The sequence below is a fragment of the Rhizobium sp. Root482 genome, assembly GCF_001426565.1.
GTDB lineage: Bacteria > Pseudomonadota > Alphaproteobacteria > Rhizobiales > Rhizobiaceae > Pararhizobium.
In genome coordinates, this window is the sequence record NZ_LMFA01000022.1 from 157,959 (window position 1) to 175,166 (window position 17,208).

At 62.7% G+C, this 17,208-nt stretch carries 16 protein-coding genes; 9 read left to right on the forward strand and 7 right to left on the reverse strand.

Annotated elements, in window-relative coordinates; translation table 11 throughout:
- Window positions 1-409: 409 nt before the first annotated feature.
- Window positions 410-1,477, reverse strand: coding sequence for a DUF475 domain-containing protein (locus ASD31_RS16845; protein WP_056336224.1), 1,068 nt, complete (start codon window positions 1,475-1,477; stop codon window positions 410-412).
- 425 nt (window positions 1,478-1,902) lie between these two features.
- Between ASD31_RS16845 and ASD31_RS16850 the strand changes: the two genes are divergently transcribed.
- The gene (locus ASD31_RS16850; RefSeq protein WP_056336235.1) at window positions 1,903-2,850 is read left to right on the forward strand and encodes a DMT family transporter; all 948 of its coding nucleotides are present in this window, start codon (window positions 1,903-1,905) and stop codon (window positions 2,848-2,850) included.
- A gap of 5 nt (window positions 2,851-2,855) precedes the next feature.
- On the opposite strand, the gene ASD31_RS16855 is transcribed toward ASD31_RS16850, so the two are convergent.
- From ASD31_RS16855 to ASD31_RS16875, 5 genes are all read right to left on the reverse strand, one after another.
- Window positions 2,856-3,767, reverse strand: a complete 912-nt coding sequence (locus tag ASD31_RS16855; RefSeq protein WP_056336239.1) for an SMP-30/gluconolactonase/LRE family protein — start codon at window positions 3,765-3,767, stop codon at window positions 2,856-2,858.
- Window positions 3,768-3,910: 143 nt separating this feature from the next.
- Window positions 3,911-5,512: an ABC transporter ATP-binding protein gene (locus ASD31_RS16860; protein WP_056336249.1), complete on the reverse strand. Its 1,602-nt coding sequence runs from the start codon at window positions 5,510-5,512 to the stop codon at window positions 3,911-3,913.
- Window position 5,513: 1 nt separating this feature from the next.
- On the reverse strand, window positions 5,514-6,644 hold the full coding sequence (locus tag ASD31_RS16865; RefSeq protein ID WP_056336252.1) for an ABC transporter permease: 1,131 nt from the start codon (window positions 6,642-6,644) through the stop codon (window positions 5,514-5,516).
- On the reverse strand, window positions 6,637-7,560 hold the full coding sequence (oppB, locus tag ASD31_RS16870) for an oligopeptide ABC transporter permease OppB (protein WP_056336255.1): 924 nt from the start codon (window positions 7,558-7,560) through the stop codon (window positions 6,637-6,639). The genes ASD31_RS16865 and oppB overlap by 8 nt, the downstream gene beginning before the upstream one ends.
- A gap of 56 nt (window positions 7,561-7,616) precedes the next feature.
- Window positions 7,617-9,215 carry a peptide ABC transporter substrate-binding protein gene (locus ASD31_RS16875; RefSeq protein ID WP_056336258.1) on the reverse strand — a complete coding sequence of 533 codons (1,599 nt, stop codon included), beginning with the start codon at window positions 9,213-9,215 and terminating at the stop codon, window positions 7,617-7,619.
- 638 nt (window positions 9,216-9,853) lie between these two features.
- Here ASD31_RS16875 and fba point away from each other — a divergent pair.
- The 4 genes from fba to ASD31_RS16895 all read left to right on the forward strand — a co-directional run bounded on the left by fba (window position 9,854) and on the right by ASD31_RS16895 (window position 13,162).
- Window positions 9,854-10,900 (forward strand): class II fructose-bisphosphate aldolase, encoded by a 1,047-nt coding sequence (fba, locus tag ASD31_RS16880; protein WP_056336260.1) that lies wholly within the window; start codon window positions 9,854-9,856, stop codon window positions 10,898-10,900.
- Between the two features lie 50 nt (window positions 10,901-10,950).
- A complete protein-coding gene (locus ASD31_RS16885; RefSeq protein WP_056336263.1) occupies window positions 10,951-11,718 on the forward strand; it encodes an SDR family oxidoreductase in 768 nt (255 codons plus the stop codon).
- Entirely contained in the window at window positions 11,687-12,238 is a 552-nt protein-coding gene (locus ASD31_RS16890; RefSeq protein WP_056336267.1) for a gluconokinase, read from the forward strand. The genes ASD31_RS16885 and ASD31_RS16890 overlap by 32 nt, the downstream gene beginning before the upstream one ends.
- 84 nt (window positions 12,239-12,322) lie before the next feature.
- Window positions 12,323-13,162, forward strand: a complete 840-nt coding sequence (locus tag ASD31_RS16895) for a fumarylacetoacetate hydrolase family protein (protein WP_056336272.1) — start codon at window positions 12,323-12,325, stop codon at window positions 13,160-13,162.
- A 60-nt stretch (window positions 13,163-13,222) separates the two neighbouring features.
- On the opposite strand, the gene phnF is transcribed toward ASD31_RS16895, so the two are convergent.
- The gene (phnF, locus tag ASD31_RS16900; protein ID WP_056336275.1) at window positions 13,223-13,960 is read right to left on the reverse strand and encodes a phosphonate metabolism transcriptional regulator PhnF; all 738 of its coding nucleotides are present in this window, start codon (window positions 13,958-13,960) and stop codon (window positions 13,223-13,225) included.
- An 85-nt stretch (window positions 13,961-14,045) separates the two neighbouring features.
- Between phnF and phnG the strand changes: the two genes are divergently transcribed.
- From phnG to ASD31_RS16920, 4 genes are read left to right on the forward strand one after another with little or no spacing between them, the layout of a single operon-like run.
- Window positions 14,046-14,513, forward strand: a complete 468-nt coding sequence (phnG, locus tag ASD31_RS16905; RefSeq protein ID WP_056336278.1) for a phosphonate C-P lyase system protein PhnG — start codon at window positions 14,046-14,048, stop codon at window positions 14,511-14,513.
- Complete coding sequence (gene phnH / locus ASD31_RS16910) at window positions 14,513-15,133, forward strand: phosphonate C-P lyase system protein PhnH (RefSeq protein ID WP_056336280.1); 621 nt, start codon at window positions 14,513-14,515, stop codon at window positions 15,131-15,133. The genes phnG and phnH overlap by 1 nt, the downstream gene beginning before the upstream one ends.
- A gap of 2 nt (window positions 15,134-15,135) precedes the next feature.
- Window positions 15,136-16,248 (forward strand): carbon-phosphorus lyase complex subunit PhnI, encoded by a 1,113-nt coding sequence (locus ASD31_RS16915; protein ID WP_056336283.1) that lies wholly within the window; start codon window positions 15,136-15,138, stop codon window positions 16,246-16,248.
- On the forward strand, window positions 16,245-17,123 hold the full coding sequence (locus tag ASD31_RS16920) for an alpha-D-ribose 1-methylphosphonate 5-phosphate C-P-lyase PhnJ (RefSeq protein ID WP_056336288.1): 879 nt from the start codon (window positions 16,245-16,247) through the stop codon (window positions 17,121-17,123). The genes ASD31_RS16915 and ASD31_RS16920 overlap by 4 nt, the downstream gene beginning before the upstream one ends.
- Window positions 17,124-17,208: the final 85 nt, after the last annotated feature.

A 17,208-nucleotide genomic window follows, 5' to 3' on the forward strand; every position in this document is an offset into this window, starting at 1 on the left:
GCAATGTAAAAGACCCGGTTGGCGATGCTGACCGGGTCTTTCTATTTGCATGGCTGGGATGAATTCCTGTGCGTTGTAAAAGAGTGGCGGGAGGACCATGTCCTAGTCATCGAACAACATAGGAAAGCGAGTACAAAAGATGTCTGCCCTTCGTAAAACCACCCGAGGCTTTCTAGGCAATGCCATCGCCGTGTTCGGCGCGGCCACGGCCGCCGCCGCGGCTGTCGAGGGCCATCGCCGACCGCTGGATCGCGACCTGCGCACGCTCGGCATCAACCCTGAGAGCTTCCATTCCGTGAGATAATTCCGTCGCGCGTTGCATGACGTTGCAGACGGACCGTTCTTAATGCGTGAAAAACCCGCCGATCCCAGGGATCGGCGGGTTTTTGTCATTTTAGCTATCCAAGCGTCAGACCTGCGCCTTCGCCTCCGCGCGCCTGTTGTGGCGGATCGACGACCAGAGCGAAATGCCGATCAGCGTCGCGCCGCCAAGGCCGGTGATGACCTCGGGAATATGCACCAGCGTCTGGCAATACATGATCACCGAGAGGATCAGGATTGCGTAGAAGGCGCCATGCTCAAGGTAGCGGTATTCGCCGAGCGTGCCTTTTTCCACCAGCATGATCGTCATCGAGCGCACATACATGGCGCCGATGCCAAGACCGATGGCGATGACGAAGAGGTTCTGCGTCAGCGCGAAGGCGCCGATCACGCCATCGAAGGAAAAGCTGGCATCCAGCACCTCCAGATAGATGAAAGCACCGAGGCCCCCTTGCGCGGCGGCGCTCATCGTCCTTTGCGAGGCGTCGAGAATGGCGCCCAGGACCTCGACGGCCAGGAAGGTCAGGAGACCATAGATGGCGCAGTAGACGAAGGTGGTCGATTCCTCGCCTTCGAGAAGCGATGAAAATACCAGGATCAAGGCCAGCACGAACGCGATCTCGACGCCCTTGATGGTGGCAAAACGCGACATGCGCTGCTCCAGGATCTTGATCCAGTGCACGTGCTTTTCATGGTCGAAGAAGTAGTTGAGCCCGACCATCATCAGGAACGTACCGCCGAAGGCGGCGATCGGCAGATGCGCCTCGTTCATGATGCGGGCATATTCATCCGGCTGCGAGGCGGCAAGCTTCAGCGCTTCCCATGGGCCGATGCTGGCCGCGATCGCCACAATGGCAAGCGGGAAGACGATGCGCATGCCGAACACGGCGATGATGATGCCCCAGGTCAGGAAGCGATGCTGCCAGACCGGTGTCATTTCCTTCAGCTTGTTGGCGTTGACGATGGCATTGTCGAAGGAGAGAGAGATTTCCAGCACGGCAAGCACCGTGCAGATGAAGAAGACCGTGGCCATGCCACTGATCGTCCCGGTCGTTGCCCAGCCGAGCCAGGCGCCGAGCGCAAGGCCTGCGGCCGTGACGATGAAGGACCATTTGAAGTAGCTGAGGGTCGATGTTTCGCTGGCTTGTGGTTTCATGTCCGTCCCTCCCGGCCGAAGGCGTGGCGGGGAGGGGCTACACGGGTAGCAAAAATACGCATGCCGGAATTGGCACGCGCTGAACGCATGAGGTGGATTTTCATCTGTTTGTAATCCGCCGGCTTATCTGCTGGCGGTACCGACATCGCGAGAGCGCCGTAAAACTCTCGCCAGAGGGGCCCGGCACCAAGGTTCGCCTCGCGGATCTGTCTTGCCCTTTGCCGCGAGGTCATCGTTTATTTAGCGATGCTGCGGCAAAGGTCAAGGTTGCGCTGCCTTCCGAGCGCCGGAATGCGAGGCTCTTAACCGTAAGTTCCGGCAATCTTCCATCCTATTCTCAACCTTCATCAACCCATCTGCAAACGGGGATGGATCACTGCGGCGGAATATGCGAGTGGCAGGCTTTCCGTCACGAGACCGATGCCATGAACGCCGAAACCATCTCCCCGGCCAGTTCCTCGAATGCCGCGCGCAACGGCGTGCTGATCATGCTGCTCGGCATGCTGATGTTTTCGCTCAACGACGTCATGGGCAAATGGCTGGTGGCGACCTATTCGGTCAGCCAACTGATGACCATCCGCAGTCTGGCAGCGCTTCTGGTGCTTTCGCCTTTCCTCTTCAGGCGCGGCTGGCGCAGCCTCATCCATGTCGATCGGCCCGGCCTGCAGGCGCTGCGGTCGCTGCTCTTTGCCGTCGATGCCTCGGCCTTCTATTTCGCAGTCGCCTATATGCCGCTTGCCGATGCCATGACCTATTGGCTGGCGGCACCGATCTATGTGGCGGCGGCATCGCCCTTCCTGCTGGGCGAGAAGGTCGGCTGGCGGCGCTGGGCGGCGATCCTCATCGGCTTTGCCGGCGTCGTCATAGCGCTCGAACCATCACGCGACAGTTTCTCCCTGCCGGCGCTGATTGCGCTGGTCGGCAGCGCCGCCTTCGCCTTTGCGCTTCTGCTCGGCCGCACGCTGCGCACCACGCCGGATACGACGCTGGTCTTCTGGCAGGTCATGGGCGCGCTGATCTTCTCGGTGATCGGCGTCGGCATCAATCCGGCCGGATGGGCGCCGCTCGATATCCAGGCCGTCCTGGCGCTTGGCCTGCTCGGGGTCGTCGCCATGCTGGCGCATATCTTCGTCAGCCGGGCGCTAAAGCTTGCCGATGCGGCCACCGTCGTGCCGCTGCAATATACGCTGCTGTTCTGGGCTGTGATCTTCGGTTGGATGTTCTTCGGCGATACGCCGCGCATGACCGTCATCGTAGGCTCCGGCCTGATCGTCGCCTCGGGCCTGTTCATCTTCTTCCGCGAGCAGCAGTTGCAGCGGCGCGGCACCCTCTCGGCGCAGGACGATTTTCCGGTGACGGGCGAGCCCCGATAGTTGTTCTAAGGCCGCTGGACGCCGGTGGCGGTGACGAAGACCGAATAGAGCGATTGCGTCGCGGTGATGAAGAGGCGGTTGCGCCGCGGGCCGCCGAAGGTGAGGTTGGACACGGCCTGCGGTATGCGGATCTTGCCGAGCAGGCGTCCGTCCGGGGCAAAGCAATGAACCGCATGGCCGCCGCTCGTCCAGAGATTGCCACTGTCATCGAACCGGAATCCGTCGGGCCGGCCCTCGTCGAGGCGGCAGAAGACGGCGGAATTTATGAGGCGCGCGCCATCGACATCATAGACGCGGATATGGGCGGGCGCCGTGCCATCCGGATTGATGCCGCTGTCGGCCACATAGAGTTTTGTCTCGTCCGGTGAAAAGGCAAGTCCGTTCGGCTGGATGAAATCGCTGGCGACGGCGCTTAGTGCCCCGGTTGCGGGGTCGAGACGGTAGATGCTGCGCTCGGCCTGCTCCGGCACGGCTTTGTAGCCTTCATAGTTGGAGAGGATGCCGTAGGTCGGGTCGCTGAACCAGATGCTGCCGTCGGAATGTACGACGACATCATTGGGCGAGTTGAGCCGCTTGCCGTTGAAACTGTCGGCCAGCACGGTGATCGATCCGTCCGGCTCTGTGCGGGTGACGCGCCTTGTCCCGTGCTCGCAGGAGATCAGCCGTCCCTGCCGGTCGCGGCTATGGCCATTGGCAAAGTTCGACGGCTGGCGGAACACCGTGACAGGGCCGTCCGGCACCCAGCGCAGCATCCGCTGGTTGGGAATGTCGCTCCACAAAAGCTGTTGTGCGTCATCGAACCAGACCGGCCCTTCCGCCCAGCGGCAGCCGGAGTGAAGTTCCTCCAGAGCGGCGTTTGCGATGATCAGCGACCGGAATCTGGGATCATGGATTTCATAGAGCGACGGATCGGACATGGCATTTCCTGTGGAGGCAAATGGACGGCGTTGCGCTCTGCGCAGCCCGGCAGGGCGAGCCGGGCAGCCTAAAGTGCCGGCCGGAAAATCACAAGAACAGGCAAAGGTGGTCGGCCCCGGCGGGTGACGCTGGGGCTTGATGTTCAGGCGGTGAAGGCGGCGCTCATCAGGGCCTGCGTATAGGTCTCGCGCGGCGCCTCGAAGATCGCCTCGGTCTCGCCCTCCTCGACGATCTTGCCGTCCTTCATCACCACCACATAGTCCGACATTGCCTTGATGACCGAGAGGTCATGGCTGATGAAGATGTAGGATAGGCCGTTCTTGTTTTGCAGGTCGCGCAGCAGATCGATGACCTGCCCCTGGACCGACCGGTCGAGGGCGGATGTCGGCTCGTCGAGGATGACCACTTTCGGCTTGAGGATGATGGCGCGGGCAATGGCGATGCGCTGGCGCTGGCCGCCGGAAAATTCGTGCGGATAGCGATTGCGCGCTGCCGGATCGAGCCCCACTTCCCTCAGGGCCTCGATGGCGCGCTTGTCGCGCGCGGCCCGGCTGAGCTGCGGCTCATGGACATAGAGGCCCTCGGTGATGATTTCGCCAACGGTCTGGCGCGGCGAGAGCGAACCGTAGGGGTCCTGGAAGACCAGCTGCAATTCGCGCCGCAACGGACGCATCGCGGCGCGGCCGAAGTCGGAAATATCGGTGGTCTCGAAATTGTAGCGGCCGCTGCTCGGCACCAGCCGCAGCAAGGCACGTCCGAGTGTGGATTTGCCGGAGCCGGATTCGCCGACGATGCCGATGGTCTGGCCCTGCCGCAAACGGATGCTGACGCCATCGACGGCACGGAATGTTCCGGCCGACCTGCCGAACAGGCCGCCGCCGGTGGCATAATCGACGGCGACATTGCGGCCTTCCAGGATGATCGGTGCATTATCCGCCGGCGCCGGTTTGTGGCCGCTCGGTTCGGCGGCAAGCAGCATCCTCGTATAATCCGCCTGTGGTCGCTCGAAAATGTCGGCCGTGGTGCCGGTTTCCACGACCTCGCCACGGCGCATGACGACGACGCGGCTGGCGAAATGGCGCACGATGCCGAGATCATGGGTGATGAGCACGACCGCCATGCCGAAGCGCGCCTGCAGCGAATTGAGCAGGTCGAGGATCTGTGCCTGGATGGTCACGTCGAGCGCCGTCGTCGGCTCGTCGGCGATCAGGATGTCGGGATCATTGGCGAGCGCCATGGCGATCATCACGCGCTGGCGCTGGCCGCCGGACAATTCGTGCGGGTAGCTGTCGATCCGGCGGCCGGGCTCGGGGATGCCCACGAGTTCGAGCAGTTCCAGCACGCGCACACGCGCTTCCTTGAAGCTGCCGCCGCGATGATGGACGATCGGCTCGGCGATCTGCCGGCCGATCGTATAGAGCGGGTCGAGCGAGGTCATCGGCTCCTGGAAGATCATGGTGATCCTGGCGCCGCGTACCTTGTTGAGGCTGTCGAGCGGCAGGCCGACCAGTTCCTGGCCGCGATATCTGGCCGAGCCCTCGACCGCGCCGTTGGCGGCAAGCAGGCCCATAATGCCCATCATCGTCTGACTCTTGCCGGAGCCCGACTCGCCGACGACGGCAATGGTCTCGCCGGCCTTGACGTCGAGATCGATGCCCTTGACCGCTTCCACCGTGCCATCCGGCGTGGAGAAGCTGACCTTGAGGTTTTTGACCGACAGAATGGTTTCCTTGTTTTCTTCCATGTCAGCGATCCTTCGGGTCGAGCGCGTCGCGCAGGCCGTCGCCGGCGAAGTTCAGCGAAAAGAGAGTGAGAACGAAGAAGATCGTCGGGAAGATCAGGAGCCAGGGCGATGACTGGATATTGTTAGCGCCCTCGGCGATCAGCGCGCCCCAGCTCGTCAGCGGCGCCTGCACGCCCAGCCCGAGGAAGGACAGGAAGCTTTCGAGCAGGATGACCTTCGGCACCACGACGGTGACGAAGACCACCACCGGGCCGATCGTATTGGGGATGATATGGCGGCGGATGATCTGCCAGTCGGTCAGGCCGAGCGCCTGCGCCGCGCTCACGAATTCGCGCCGTTTCAAGGTCAGCGTCTGGCCGCGCACGATGCGGGCCATGTCCAGCCACTCGACCGCGCCGATGACAAGGAAGATCAGGATGAAGGAGCGGCCGAAGAAGACGACCAGCACCACCACGAGAAAGACGAAGGGCAGCGAATAGAGGATTTCCACGAAGCGCATCATCACATTGTCGACGCGTCCGCCGATATAGCCGGAGGTGGCGCCGTAAAGCACGCCGATGCTGAGCGAGACGAGACTGGCCAGCAGGCCGACGGCGATCGAGATCTGGCCGCCGAGCATGACCCGGGCCATCAGGTCGCGGCCGTTGGAATCGGTGCCGAACAGGAAATATTCGCGCGAGACGCTGCCGGTGAGCTTGAGCGTCCGACCGTCGTCCTCGGTGGCTACGACCTGCGTGCCGTCGAATTCGTTGGCACGGTCGAAATAGCGGGTGGTGCGCGGATCGACCGGTTTGTCCGAGGTCACGGTCGCGGTGAAGATCTGTCCCTCGACGGCAAATTCCTTCAGCTCGACGCGCGCGCGCGACGCGACGCTCTCCATCACATCCTGAAGGCTCGACGCATCCGGCCGTGGCTCGAGGCTCGGCGGTATCGACACATAGGAGGGAAAGACCTGGTCGTAGCTGTGGCTGATGAAATAGGGGCCGACAAAGGAAAACAGGGCGATCAGCACTAGCATGATGCAGCTTGCCATGGCGGCGCGGTTGCGGCGGAAGCGCAGCGCCGCAAGCTGGAACAGGCTTCGGCTGGCGGTCTCAGGCGGCAGCGCCGCAGGGGTGAGGATGTCAGTCATGGCGAACCCTCGGATCGAGAAGGCCGTAGAGAATATCGACCAGAAGATTGAAGACGATGACGAAGATGGCGATGAGCACGACGGTCCCCATCACCAGCGTATAATCACGGTTGATGGCGCCGAGCACGAAATAGCGGCCGACCCCGGGAATGGTGAAGATCGTCTCGATGACCGCCGAGCCGGTGAGCAGGGCGGCCGCGGCCGGAGCGAGATAGGAGACCACCGGCAACATGGCCGCGCGCATGGCATGGGTAACGACGACGACGCGCGATGGCAGGCCGTAGGCGCGGGCGGTGCGGATATGGTCGGTATGCATCGCCTCGATCATCGAGCCGCGCGTCAGCCGGGCAAAGACCGCAAGCTGCGGAAGCGCCAGGGCGATCATCGGCAGGATCAGGAAGCGCAGCGAGCCGTCGCCCCAGCTGCCGGCCGGCAGCCAGGCGAGGCTGATCGCGAAGATCAGCGTCAGCACCGGACCGACGACGAAATTCGGTACGGTGACGCCGACCGTGGAGACGGACATGATCAGGAAATCGAAGGCACTGTTCTGCCGGAGCGCGGCGATTGTGCCGGCCAGCACGCCGCCGACAAGTGCCAGAAGCAACGCATAGCCGCCGAGCTGAAGCGAATAGGGCAGGCCCTTGCCGATCAGTTCGAAGACGGTGTTGTCCTTGTAGATGTAGCTCGGGCCGAAATCGCCGGTGACGGCATTGCCGATATAGGTGAGGTACTGGCTCCAGAGCGGCTGGTCGAGATGATAGGTCCGCATCAGGTTCGCCATGGTCTGCGGCGGCAGCGGACGCTCGAGATTGAAGGGGCCGCCGGGGGCGAACCGCATCAGGAAGAAGGAAATCGTGACGACGATGAACAGGGTCGGCACGGCGCTCGCGAGGCGACGCAGGACGAAGGAAATCATGGCTTTGCTCTCTGATCGTTGACGAGCGGCAGCAATCGCCGCCGCTCGTCAGTCCGTTATTCGGAAACGCTCAGGAAGCGGCTGAGATGGGCGTTGACGGCATTGTCCTGCCAGCCCTTCACCTTGTCGGAGACCAGCCAGAGATCGGCCTGGGTCAGGAACGGCGCGATCGGCTGTTCCTTCATGAGCAGCGCTTCGGCCTCGTGAAGCGTCTTCGAGCGTGCCGCCGGATCGGTCTCCTCATAGGATTTCTTCATCAGGGCGTCGAAGTCGGCATTCTCGAAATGACCGTAGTTGAAGGTCTTGTTCGAGGAGAGGCTGAGGGCCAGGAAGTTTTCGGCATCCGCATAGTCGGCGACCCAGCCGGCCCGGGCGACGTTGAACTTGCCGCCTTCCTGCAGATAGGCGTAGTGCGAGGACACGTCGAGATTGACCAGCGAGACCTTGGCGCCGAACGTGTTCTTCCACATATCGGCAACGGCGGTCGCCACGCGCTCATGGTTGGGGTTGGTATTGTAGCGGATTTCGATGTCGAGCGGCTTGCCACCCTCGCCGTAGCCGGCTTCCTTCATCAGCGCGAGCGCTTCGTCCTCGCGGTCGAGCTGGGATTTGTCGGCAAAATCGGCCTTGGACGGATCGCCGTAGCTCGCCATGCCCGGGGGCACCATGGAATAGGACGGCAGTTGCGAGCCGGAATAGATTTCCTTGGCGAGGAAGTCGCGATCGACGGCCATCGACAGGGCGCGGCGGACGCGCACGTCGCTATAGGGTTCCTGGCGCGTATCGAAGGCGTAGTAATAGGTGGCAAGCGTCGGAGACACATGGACCTGTTCGCCATAGGACTTGCGCAGGCGGTCCAGCTGGTCGGCGGAGAAATTATAGGCGAGGTCCATTTCCTTGGCCTCGAAGCGGCGCACCGATGCCGCCTGGTCGTCGATCGGGTAGAAGATCACCTTGTCGATCTTGATATTGGCCGCGTCCCAATGATTGGCGTTCTTTTCCACCGTCAGGCTGTCATTGGGCACATGCGCGGTCAATTTATAGCCGCCGTTGGAGACCATGATGCCGGGCTTGACGAAATCGGCGCCGTTCTTTTCGACGCTGGTCTTGGAAACGGGCAGGGCGGTCTGGTGGGCAAGCAGTTCGAGGAAGAAGGGCGTCGGGCGCTCGAGCGTGATTTCCAGCGTCTTTTCGTCCACGGCCTTCAAGCCCAGCTGGTCCACGGGCAGTTCACCCTTGTTGACCTTCTCGGCATTCTTGATCGGGAAAAGGATATTGGCATAACCGGCCGCCGTCTTCGGGTCCTCGACGCGGCGGATGGAGAAGACGAAGTCCTCGGCTGTCACCGGCGAACCGTCGGACCATTTGCCATCTGCACGCAGCTTGAAGGTATAGACGGTGCCGTCATCGGAGACCGTCCAACTTTCCGCCGCACCGGGAGAAACCTTGCCGGAGGCGTCATAGACGGTCAGGCCTTCATAGAGATCCTTGAGGATGAACTCCTCGATATTGATCGAGGTATGGGCCTGGTCGAGCGTCTGCGGCTCGCCGGCATTGCCGCGGTGCAGAACGGTTTCGGCAAGCACAGGGCTCGCGCCGATGAGAAACGTTGCCAGCAGGGCTGCCGTACGCAGGTTGATTTTTGCCAATGTCATTCTTGTTTTCCTTCCCCTCTTAAGGTTGCGAAGGCACGAGAGAATGCCAATTTTTTTGCAAAGGCAAGGCTCTTGTCATGGGCAAAGCCGGATCGTTTCGGCGCCGCTTGGGCGGATGCGTCTTTCCGGTTGTATTTCAATCGCGCCCTTTTTCGCTCCCTTTGCGCCGATGCTTTCGGTTCCGGAGCCGGATCATAATGGTAACACGCAACTTCGTTGATCCAAACCGCCCGTCTCGCGAAACATAGATGCGTATTCTCGTTGCGCCTCGAAAGGATCACAAAGGATCTCCGACCGTTGCAAGAGCCAGCCGACACGCCGGAAGCCAGTCAAGAAAATGACGCGTAAAATTTACGTCATTCAATTTTCGATTGTGCCTCCTGCCGTCGAGTTTCCGGAATTTTTCCACAGCCTCCAACCTAAAACGGTTTAGGTTCGGAAGGGCTCGTATTTCCGCCTTTGCGCCGGTTGCCAAACCCGGATCATCAATTATGTTGCAGGCAAATCCGCCCCATTTTTTTGACTGAGGCCCGGTTATCACTGCCAGTTCGGCGTTTGCGGTCGGCCTTCTGCTCAAGCGGAGAATAAGAGGACGCCTTGTCGCTTGGAACAATGGCGCCAGTAAACGGGAGACCTGAATGGCCTTGATCACCCTGCGGCAATTGCTCGACCACGCAGCCGAAAACAATTATGCGCTGCCCGCCTTCAACGTGAACAACCTGGAATATATTCAGGCCGTCATGCGCGCAGCCGATGCGACGGATTCGCCGGTCATCCTGCAGGCCAGCCGCGGCGCGCGCGCCTATGCCGGCGATGCCTTCCTGCGCCACCTCATTCTCGGCGCGGCGGAAGAATATCCGCATATCCCGATCTGCCTCCATCTCGATCACGGCGACCAGCCCTCCACCTGCATTTCGGCGATCACCAACGGCTTCACCTCGGTGATGATGGATGGCTCGCTGCTGGCCGACGGCAAGACGGTGGCCAGCTACGACTACAATGTCGCCGTCACCGCCGAAGTGGTGAAGTTCGCCCATGCCGCCGGCGTTTCGGTCGAAGGCGAACTTGGCTGTCTCGGAAATCTGGAAACGGGTGCCGGCGAGAAGGAAGACGGCCACGGCTTCGAGGGCAAGCTGTCGCGCGAGGAGTTGCTGACCGATCCGGAGCAGGCGTTCGATTTCGTCGAGAAGACCGGTGTCGATGCCCTGGCGGTCGCGATTGGCACCAGCCACGGCGCCTACAAGTTCACCCGCGCGCCGGACGGCGAGATCCTTTCGATCGAGACCATCGCCAAGATCCACAAGCGCCTGCCGAACACCCATATGGTCATGCACGGGTCGTCCTCCGTGCCGCAGGACCTTCAGGACCTGTTCAACGAATTCGGCGGCAAGATGAAGCAGACCTGGGGCGTGCCGGTGTCCGAAATCCAGAAGGCGATCCCGCTCGGCGTCCGCAAGGTCAATATCGATACGGATCTGCGCCTCGCCTTCACCGGCGAAATCCGCAAGCATCATCTGCAGCAGCCGGATAATTTCGATCCGCGCAACTATCTCAAGCCCGCGACCGCGCGCATGGTCGAGGTCTGCAAGGAACGCTTCCAGGCCTTCAATACGGCCGGACAGGCGTCGAAAATCCGCATCAAGCGCCTGCCCGAGATGGCGAAGGCCTATTCGAAGACGGTTTGAGGCCTTAAAGGTGGCGGGAGAAATCCCGCCATACCCCCGAAAGGCTGCCCATGCGCTCCACACTCTTTGATCTGACCGGCCGACGCGCCCTCGTCACCGGTTCCAGCCAGGGCATCGGCCTCGCGCTGGCCGAAGGGCTCGCCGCCCATGGCGCCCATGTCATCGTCAACGGTCGCGACAGGGCGAAGGTCGAGGCCGCGGTCCAAATCTTGCGTGACAAAGGTCATACCGCCGAGGCGGCCGCCTTCGACGTAACCAGCAAGGATGCCGTCGCCGATGCGGTTTCGGATATCGAGAGCCGGCATGGCTCCATCGACATCCTGATCAACAATGCCGGCATGCAGTTCCGCGCGCCGCTCGAGGATTTTCCCGCCGACCGGTGGGAGCAATTGCTGACGACGAATATTTCCAGCGTGTTCTATGTCGGACAGGCCGTCGCCCGCTTCATGATCGGCCGTGGCCGTGGCAAGATCGTCAATATCGCCTCGGTCCAGAGCGAGCTTGCCCGCCCGGGCATCGCACCCTACACCGCGACCAAGGGCGCAGTGCGCAACCTGACGCGCGGCATGTGCGCCGACTGGGCGCGCCATGGGCTGCAGGTCAACGCCATTGCCCCCGGCTATTTCAAGACGCCGCTCAATCAGGCGCTGGTCGACGATCCGGAGTTTTCAACCTGGCTGGAAAAGCGTACACCGGCGGCGCGCTGGGGCAATGTCGAGGAACTGGTCGGTTCGGCCGTTTTCCTGGCGAGCAATGCATCTTCTTTCGTGAATGGACACACACTCTATGTCGACGGCGGTCTCACAACCTCTCTTTGACGATCAGGCCCTGCCGATCGTCGTCATGGGCGTCAGCGGATGCGGCAAGACCTCGGTCGGCCAGCGGCTTTCCGAAGCGCTCCAATGCCGCTTCATCGAGGGCGACAGCCTGCATCCGCCGGCCAATATTGCAAAGATGTCTGCCGGCATCGCTCTGACGGATGAGGATCGCTGGCCCTGGCTCGACATTATCGGCGGCCTGATCGGTGAAGGCACGGGACGGCACGAGCGGGTTATCCTGTCCTGTTCGGCCTTGAAGAAGGTCTATCGGGACCGATTGCGGGCCGCGGCCGGCGGTCGGCTCGCCTTCGTCTTCCTTGAAGGGTCGCGTGCGGTCCTGGAAGAGCGGATGAAGTCCCGCAGCGGTCATTTCATGCCGCCCGCACTACTCGAAAGCCAGTTGGCCACGCTTGAGTCGCCACGCGGCGAGCCGGATGTGGTGACCGTCGATGTCGACCTGCCGCTGGCCGCGATCGTCGAAAGAGCCTTGGCCGGATTGCGGGAATTGCCCCTGGAGTAGGACGCCGGCCGCAAAAGCGCTTTACAATGCCGCTTGCCTTTGGTTTGTCAGACAACACGACAAACTTTTGCAGGGAAGAAAAGCATGAAACTTTTGCGCTACGGACCCCTCGGTTCGGAAAAGCCGGGCGTTCTCGGCACGGACGGCCAGATTCGCGATCTGAGCGGTCTGATCGCCGATGTGGGTGGAGAGGCGATCAGCGACATGGGCTGGGCCAAGAGCCTCGATATCGACGGCCTCCCGGTCGTCGCGGGCAATCCCCGGCTCGGCGCCTGCGTCGCGGGCACCGGCAAATTCATCTGCATCGGGCTGAACTACGCCGACCACGCTGCTGAAACCGGCGCCACCGTGCCGCCGGAGCCGGTGATCTTCATGAAGGCGACCTCGGCGATCGTCGGCCCGAACGACGATGTGATCATTCCGCGCGGATCCGAGGCCACGGACTGGGAAGTCGAGCTTGGCGTCGTTATCGGCAAGAAGGCCAAATATGTTGCCGAAGCCGATGCGATGGAGCATGTCGCCGGCTATTGCGTCATCAACGATGTGTCCGAGCGTGATTTCCAGACCAAGCGCTCGGGCCAGTGGACCAAGGGCAAGTCCTGCGACACGTTCGGTCCGACCGGCCCCTGGCTGGTGACCCGCGACGAAGTGGCCGACCCGCAGAAGCTGAAAATGTGGCTGACCGTCAACGGCGTCACCAAGCAGGACGGGTCCTCGAAGACCATGGTCTACGGCGTCGCCCATGTGGTGAGCTATCTCAGCCAGTTCATGACGCTGCATCCCGGCGACATCATCTCCACGGGTACGCCGCCCGGCGTCGGCATGGGCTTCAAGCCGCCGCACTATCTGAAGCCCGGCGATGTGGTCGAACTCGGCATCGAGGGCCTGGGAACCCAGAAGCAGACTTTCGTCGCCGACGTCTGAGTGCTTTTCCCGATCCATCAAAGGGCGCGGTGCAAAGGCATCGCGCCCTTTTTCGTGGCCTCAGGTTTCGATCTTGAGCTTGACCCGGTCGGCGGCGAAGCGGGTGCGGGCGAATTGGACCGGCACGCCATCCGGATCGGCATTGACCGCCGTCGCCTCGATGACGATGGCGCCGGGCGAGAGCCTCAGCAGCGACAATTCCGCGGCATCGGCATGGCGCGCGACAAGCTCCGTCGAGGCGCGTACATAGTCCGCCAGCCCATGCGCCGCGAAGGCCCGGGTGATCGAACGCGTCTTTTCGAAATGTTCGGCCATCAGCGGAAACCGTTCCGATAAAAAATAGCTGGTGGAGCAGGAAACCGGCCGCCCGTCGGCGCTGCTGACCAGTTCCAGCCTTATGCAGGGCGTGGCGGGCGCAATGGCCAGGCCGACCGCGACATCGGCCTCGGCCGGCACGATGTCGCGGGCAAGCAGTTTTACCTCGATATCGCGGGCCTGGTCGCCCAACCCCTGCGAAAAGCGGGTGCGCTTCGAAATCGGGAAACTCAGGCGTTCCTTGCGCCGGATCATCGTGCCGCGACCCTGGATCGCCTGTACAAGCCCTTCCTCGGCAAGGGCTGCCAAGGCGCTGCGAACCGTATGGCGATTGACCCCGAACTGGCCGGCGAGTACGGTTTCGGGCGGCAGGAGGCCGGTCCGGTCATGATCGCCATTGCTGATCGACAGCCGGATGAGGTCGGCAATCTGCCGCCAGAGGGCGACGCCGGTTTGCCGTTCGACAGTTTTTTTCGCGTTCATGTCACAAGCCCGTCACCTTGGCGTTCTAAATCTGAAGTCAGTTGTATAGTTGTCTACATAAATAGACATTTGAAACGGAAAAGCAATGGACGCGACCAAACGAAACGACACGGCAGCGGGGCTGGAGCGCAAGCAGATCATGGGCCTCCTGGCGCGCGCCACCTGTGCGGAGCTGCAGGCGGGATGGGACGGGCTCGACGCCAAGCCGGAGGTCCATCCGGTGCGCGGTCCGGAAACCGGGCTGGTCATGGTGCGCGGCCGCATCGGCGGCGGCGGCGATGCCTTCAATCTCGGCGAGGCGACCGTCAGCCGCGCGACGATACGGCTTGCCTCGGGCGAAATCGGCCACGGCCAGATGCTCGGCAACGACCGGGAAAAGGCGCGGCTCGCCGCCCTGTTCGATGCGCTCCAGCAGCGTCCCGAACATCGTCCCGCCGTCGAGGCACTTCTCGATGAAATTGCCGCGCGCATCGACGCCGAGGACAGCCGCCGAGCGGAGGAAACCGCCGCGACACGGGTCGATTTCTTTACCATGGTCCGAGGGGACGATTGATGGCCATTCCAGCAGAAAATCACGCCAGCGCCTATGCCGGGGGTTTCGCCGATCCGGTTTTCCAGTCTCAATCGGTGTTCAAGGCGCTGATGGACGGCATGGCGCGGCCGGGTTCGATCCTGCCACTCGGCGCCCCGGCAGTGCCGCCCGCGCCGCTTGGCGCCGGCGCCGGCGCCATTGCGCTGACTTTGTGCGACGATGGAACACCGGTCTGGCTTACCGCTGCCCTCGCCCGGTCTGCCGTTCCCGCCTGGCTGGCCTTCCACACCGGCGCGCCGGTGACCGAAGTGAAACCAGAAGCCCGTTTCGCGTTCGTTGAGGAGGGAAGCCTCGTGCCCGGCTTCGACCAGTTCGCGCTCGGCAGCCAGGACTATCCGGACCGGTCGGCGACGCTGGTGCTTGAGATCGCGTCGCTCGACGGCGGCACCGAACTGATCGCCACCGGCCCCGGCATCCGGGAGCAAACCGTCATCGCGCCATCGGGCCTGCCGGATATCTTCCTGGCGCTCTGGGCGGAAAACCGCGCCGTATTTCCGCGCGGCGTTGATCTGATTCTCGTGTCCGGCATGGATATCCTGTGTCTGCCGCGCACGACCACGCTTCGTCGCAGGGAGGCCTAGCCATGTATGTCGCAGTCAAGGGCGGCGAGGCCGCCATCGCCAATGCACACCGGCTGCTCGCCGACCGCCGCCGAGGCGAGCGATCGCTGCCGGCCATTTCCATCGACCAGATCGTCGCCCAGCTCGGCCTTGCGGTCGACCGCGTCATGGCGGAGGCCTCGCTCTACGACCGGGAGCTTGCCGCCCTTGCCGTGCGCCAGGCGCGTGGCGACATGATCGAGGCGATCTTCATCCTGCGTGCCTATCGCACCACCCTGCCACGCTTCGGCATGTCGGTGCCCGTCGATACCGCGAACATGAAGATCGAGCGGCGCGTCTCGGCCACCTACAAGGACTTGCCCGGCGGCCAGTTGCTTGGGCCGACCTTCGACTATACCCACCGCCTGCTCGATCCGTCACTGCTCGAGGACGAGCCTGTCGCCGATCCCCTCCGCCGGGAGGCAGACGAAACCTCGATGATGCGCGTCTCCGACATCCTGGCCGGCGAAGGGCTGATCGAGGGTGACGGCCAGATGCCGGCGGATCATCAACCCGGCGATCTCACCCGCGAACCGCTGGAGTTTCCGCTCGACCGCGACCTGCGCCTGCAGGCGCTGGCGCGCGGCGACGAGGGTTTCCTGCTGGCTCTCGCCTATTCCACCCAGCGCGGCTATGCCCGCACCCATCCCTTCGTCGGCGAGGTGCGCATCGGCGAGGTCGAGGTGGAGCTCGACATTCCCGAACTCGGTTTCGCCGTCTCGCTCGGCCGCATCCAGGTGACCGAATGCCAGATGGTCAACCAGTTCCAGGGCTCGGCGAAAACCCCACCGCAATTCACCCGCGGCTACGGTCTCGTCTTCGGCCAGAGCGAGCGCAAGGCCATGGCCATGTCGCTGGTCGACCGGGCCTTGAGGGCGGAAGAATTCGGCGAGGATATCGTCGCGCCGGCGCAGGACGAGGAATTCGTCATCTCGCATTCCGACAATGTCCAGGCGACCGGCTTCGTAGAGCACCTGAAGCTGCCGCACTATGTCGATTTCCAGGCTGAACTCGATCTCGTCCGCCGCATGCGCGCCGAATACGAGGCAAGGCAGGCCGGCGACACATCCACCGATCTGCTGGAGGCCGCACAATGAGCGCCAAGCTTGCCGCCTATAATTTCGCCTATCTCGACGAGCAGACCAAGCGGATGATCCGCCGGGCGATCCTGAAGGCGATCGCCATCCCCGGCTACCAGGTTCCCTTCGCCTCGCGCGAAATGCCCATGCCCTACGGCTGGGGCACCGGCGGCGTACAGGTGACGGCGGCGATCCTCGGGCCGGACGACGTGCTGAAGGTCATCGATCAGGGCGCCGACGACACCACGAATGCGGTGTCGATCCGCGCCTTCTTCCAGAAGGTCGCCAATGTCGCGGTCACCACGAAGACGCGCGAGGCGACGATCATCCAGACGCGCCATCGCATCCCGGAGGAGACGCTTTCCGCCGGCCAGACGCTGGTCTACCAGGTGCCGATCCCCGAACCCCTGCGCTTTCTCGAGCCGCGCGAGACCGAGACCCGCAAGATGCATGCGCTGGAGGAATACGGCCTCATGCATGTAAAACTCTACGAGGACATCGCCCGCAACGGCCATATCGCCACCACCTATGCCTATCCGGTCAAGGTCGAGGGGCGCTATGTCATGGACCCCTCGCCGACGCCGAAATTCGACAATCCGAAAATGCATATGTCGGAGGCGCTGCAGCTGTTCGGCGCCGGTCGCGAAAAGCGCATCTATGCCGTACCGCCCCATACCGATGTCGTCAGCCTCGACTTCGAGGACCATCCCTTCGAGATCCAGCATTTCGACAGGCCCTGCGCGCTCTGCGGCGCCGAAAATGTCTATCTCGACGAGGTGGTGCTCGACGACAAGGGCGGGCGCATGTTCGTCTGCTCGGACACCGACCATTGCGAGGACCGCCGGGAGCATGGCCATGAGGGCGAGATGCTGGGACGGGAGGCGGCGGAATGAGTGCGATGGCTGAATATTTGCTTCGGAGCGTGCCGCACGCTTCCTCTTCTCCCCAGCGGGGAGAAGTGCCGAGCGGATGCCAGGC

Bases quoted from the DNA above. Each gene is read 5' to 3' on its own strand.
- ASD31_RS16895 (WP_056336272.1), top strand. From the start codon at position 12,323: ATGAAACTTTTGCGCTACGGACCCCTCGGTTCGGAAAAGCCGGGCGTT.
- ASD31_RS16860 (WP_056336249.1), bottom strand. From the start codon at position 5,512: ATGGAAGAAAACAAGGAAACCATTCTGTCGGTCAAAAACCTCAAGGTC.
- ASD31_RS16875 (WP_056336258.1), bottom strand. From the start codon at position 9,215: ATGACATTGGCAAAAATCAACCTGCGTACGGCAGCCCTGCTGGCAACG.
- oppB (WP_056336255.1), bottom strand. From the start codon at position 7,560: ATGATTTCCTTCGTCCTGCGTCGCCTCGCGAGCGCCGTGCCGACCCTG.
- ASD31_RS16890 (WP_056336267.1), top strand. From the start codon at position 11,687: ATGTCGACGGCGGTCTCACAACCTCTCTTTGACGATCAGGCCCTGCCG.
- phnF (WP_056336275.1), bottom strand. From the start codon at position 13,960: ATGAACGCGAAAAAAACTGTCGAACGGCAAACCGGCGTCGCCCTCTGG.
- ASD31_RS16920 (WP_056336288.1), top strand. From the start codon at position 16,245: ATGAGCGCCAAGCTTGCCGCCTATAATTTCGCCTATCTCGACGAGCAG.
- ASD31_RS16915 (WP_056336283.1), top strand. From the start codon at position 15,136: ATGTATGTCGCAGTCAAGGGCGGCGAGGCCGCCATCGCCAATGCACAC.
- ASD31_RS16855 (WP_056336239.1), bottom strand. From the start codon at position 3,767: ATGTCCGATCCGTCGCTCTATGAAATCCATGATCCCAGATTCCGGTCG.
- ASD31_RS16845 (WP_056336224.1), bottom strand. From the start codon at position 1,477: ATGAAACCACAAGCCAGCGAAACATCGACCCTCAGCTACTTCAAATGG.
- ASD31_RS16865 (WP_056336252.1), bottom strand. From the start codon at position 6,644: ATGACTGACATCCTCACCCCTGCGGCGCTGCCGCCTGAGACCGCCAGC.
- ASD31_RS16850 (WP_056336235.1), top strand. From the start codon at position 1,903: ATGAACGCCGAAACCATCTCCCCGGCCAGTTCCTCGAATGCCGCGCGC.
- ASD31_RS16885 (WP_056336263.1), top strand. From the start codon at position 10,951: ATGCGCTCCACACTCTTTGATCTGACCGGCCGACGCGCCCTCGTCACC.
- fba (WP_056336260.1), top strand. From the start codon at position 9,854: ATGGCCTTGATCACCCTGCGGCAATTGCTCGACCACGCAGCCGAAAAC.
- phnG (WP_056336278.1), top strand. From the start codon at position 14,046: ATGGACGCGACCAAACGAAACGACACGGCAGCGGGGCTGGAGCGCAAG.
- phnH (WP_056336280.1), top strand. From the start codon at position 14,513: ATGGCCATTCCAGCAGAAAATCACGCCAGCGCCTATGCCGGGGGTTTC.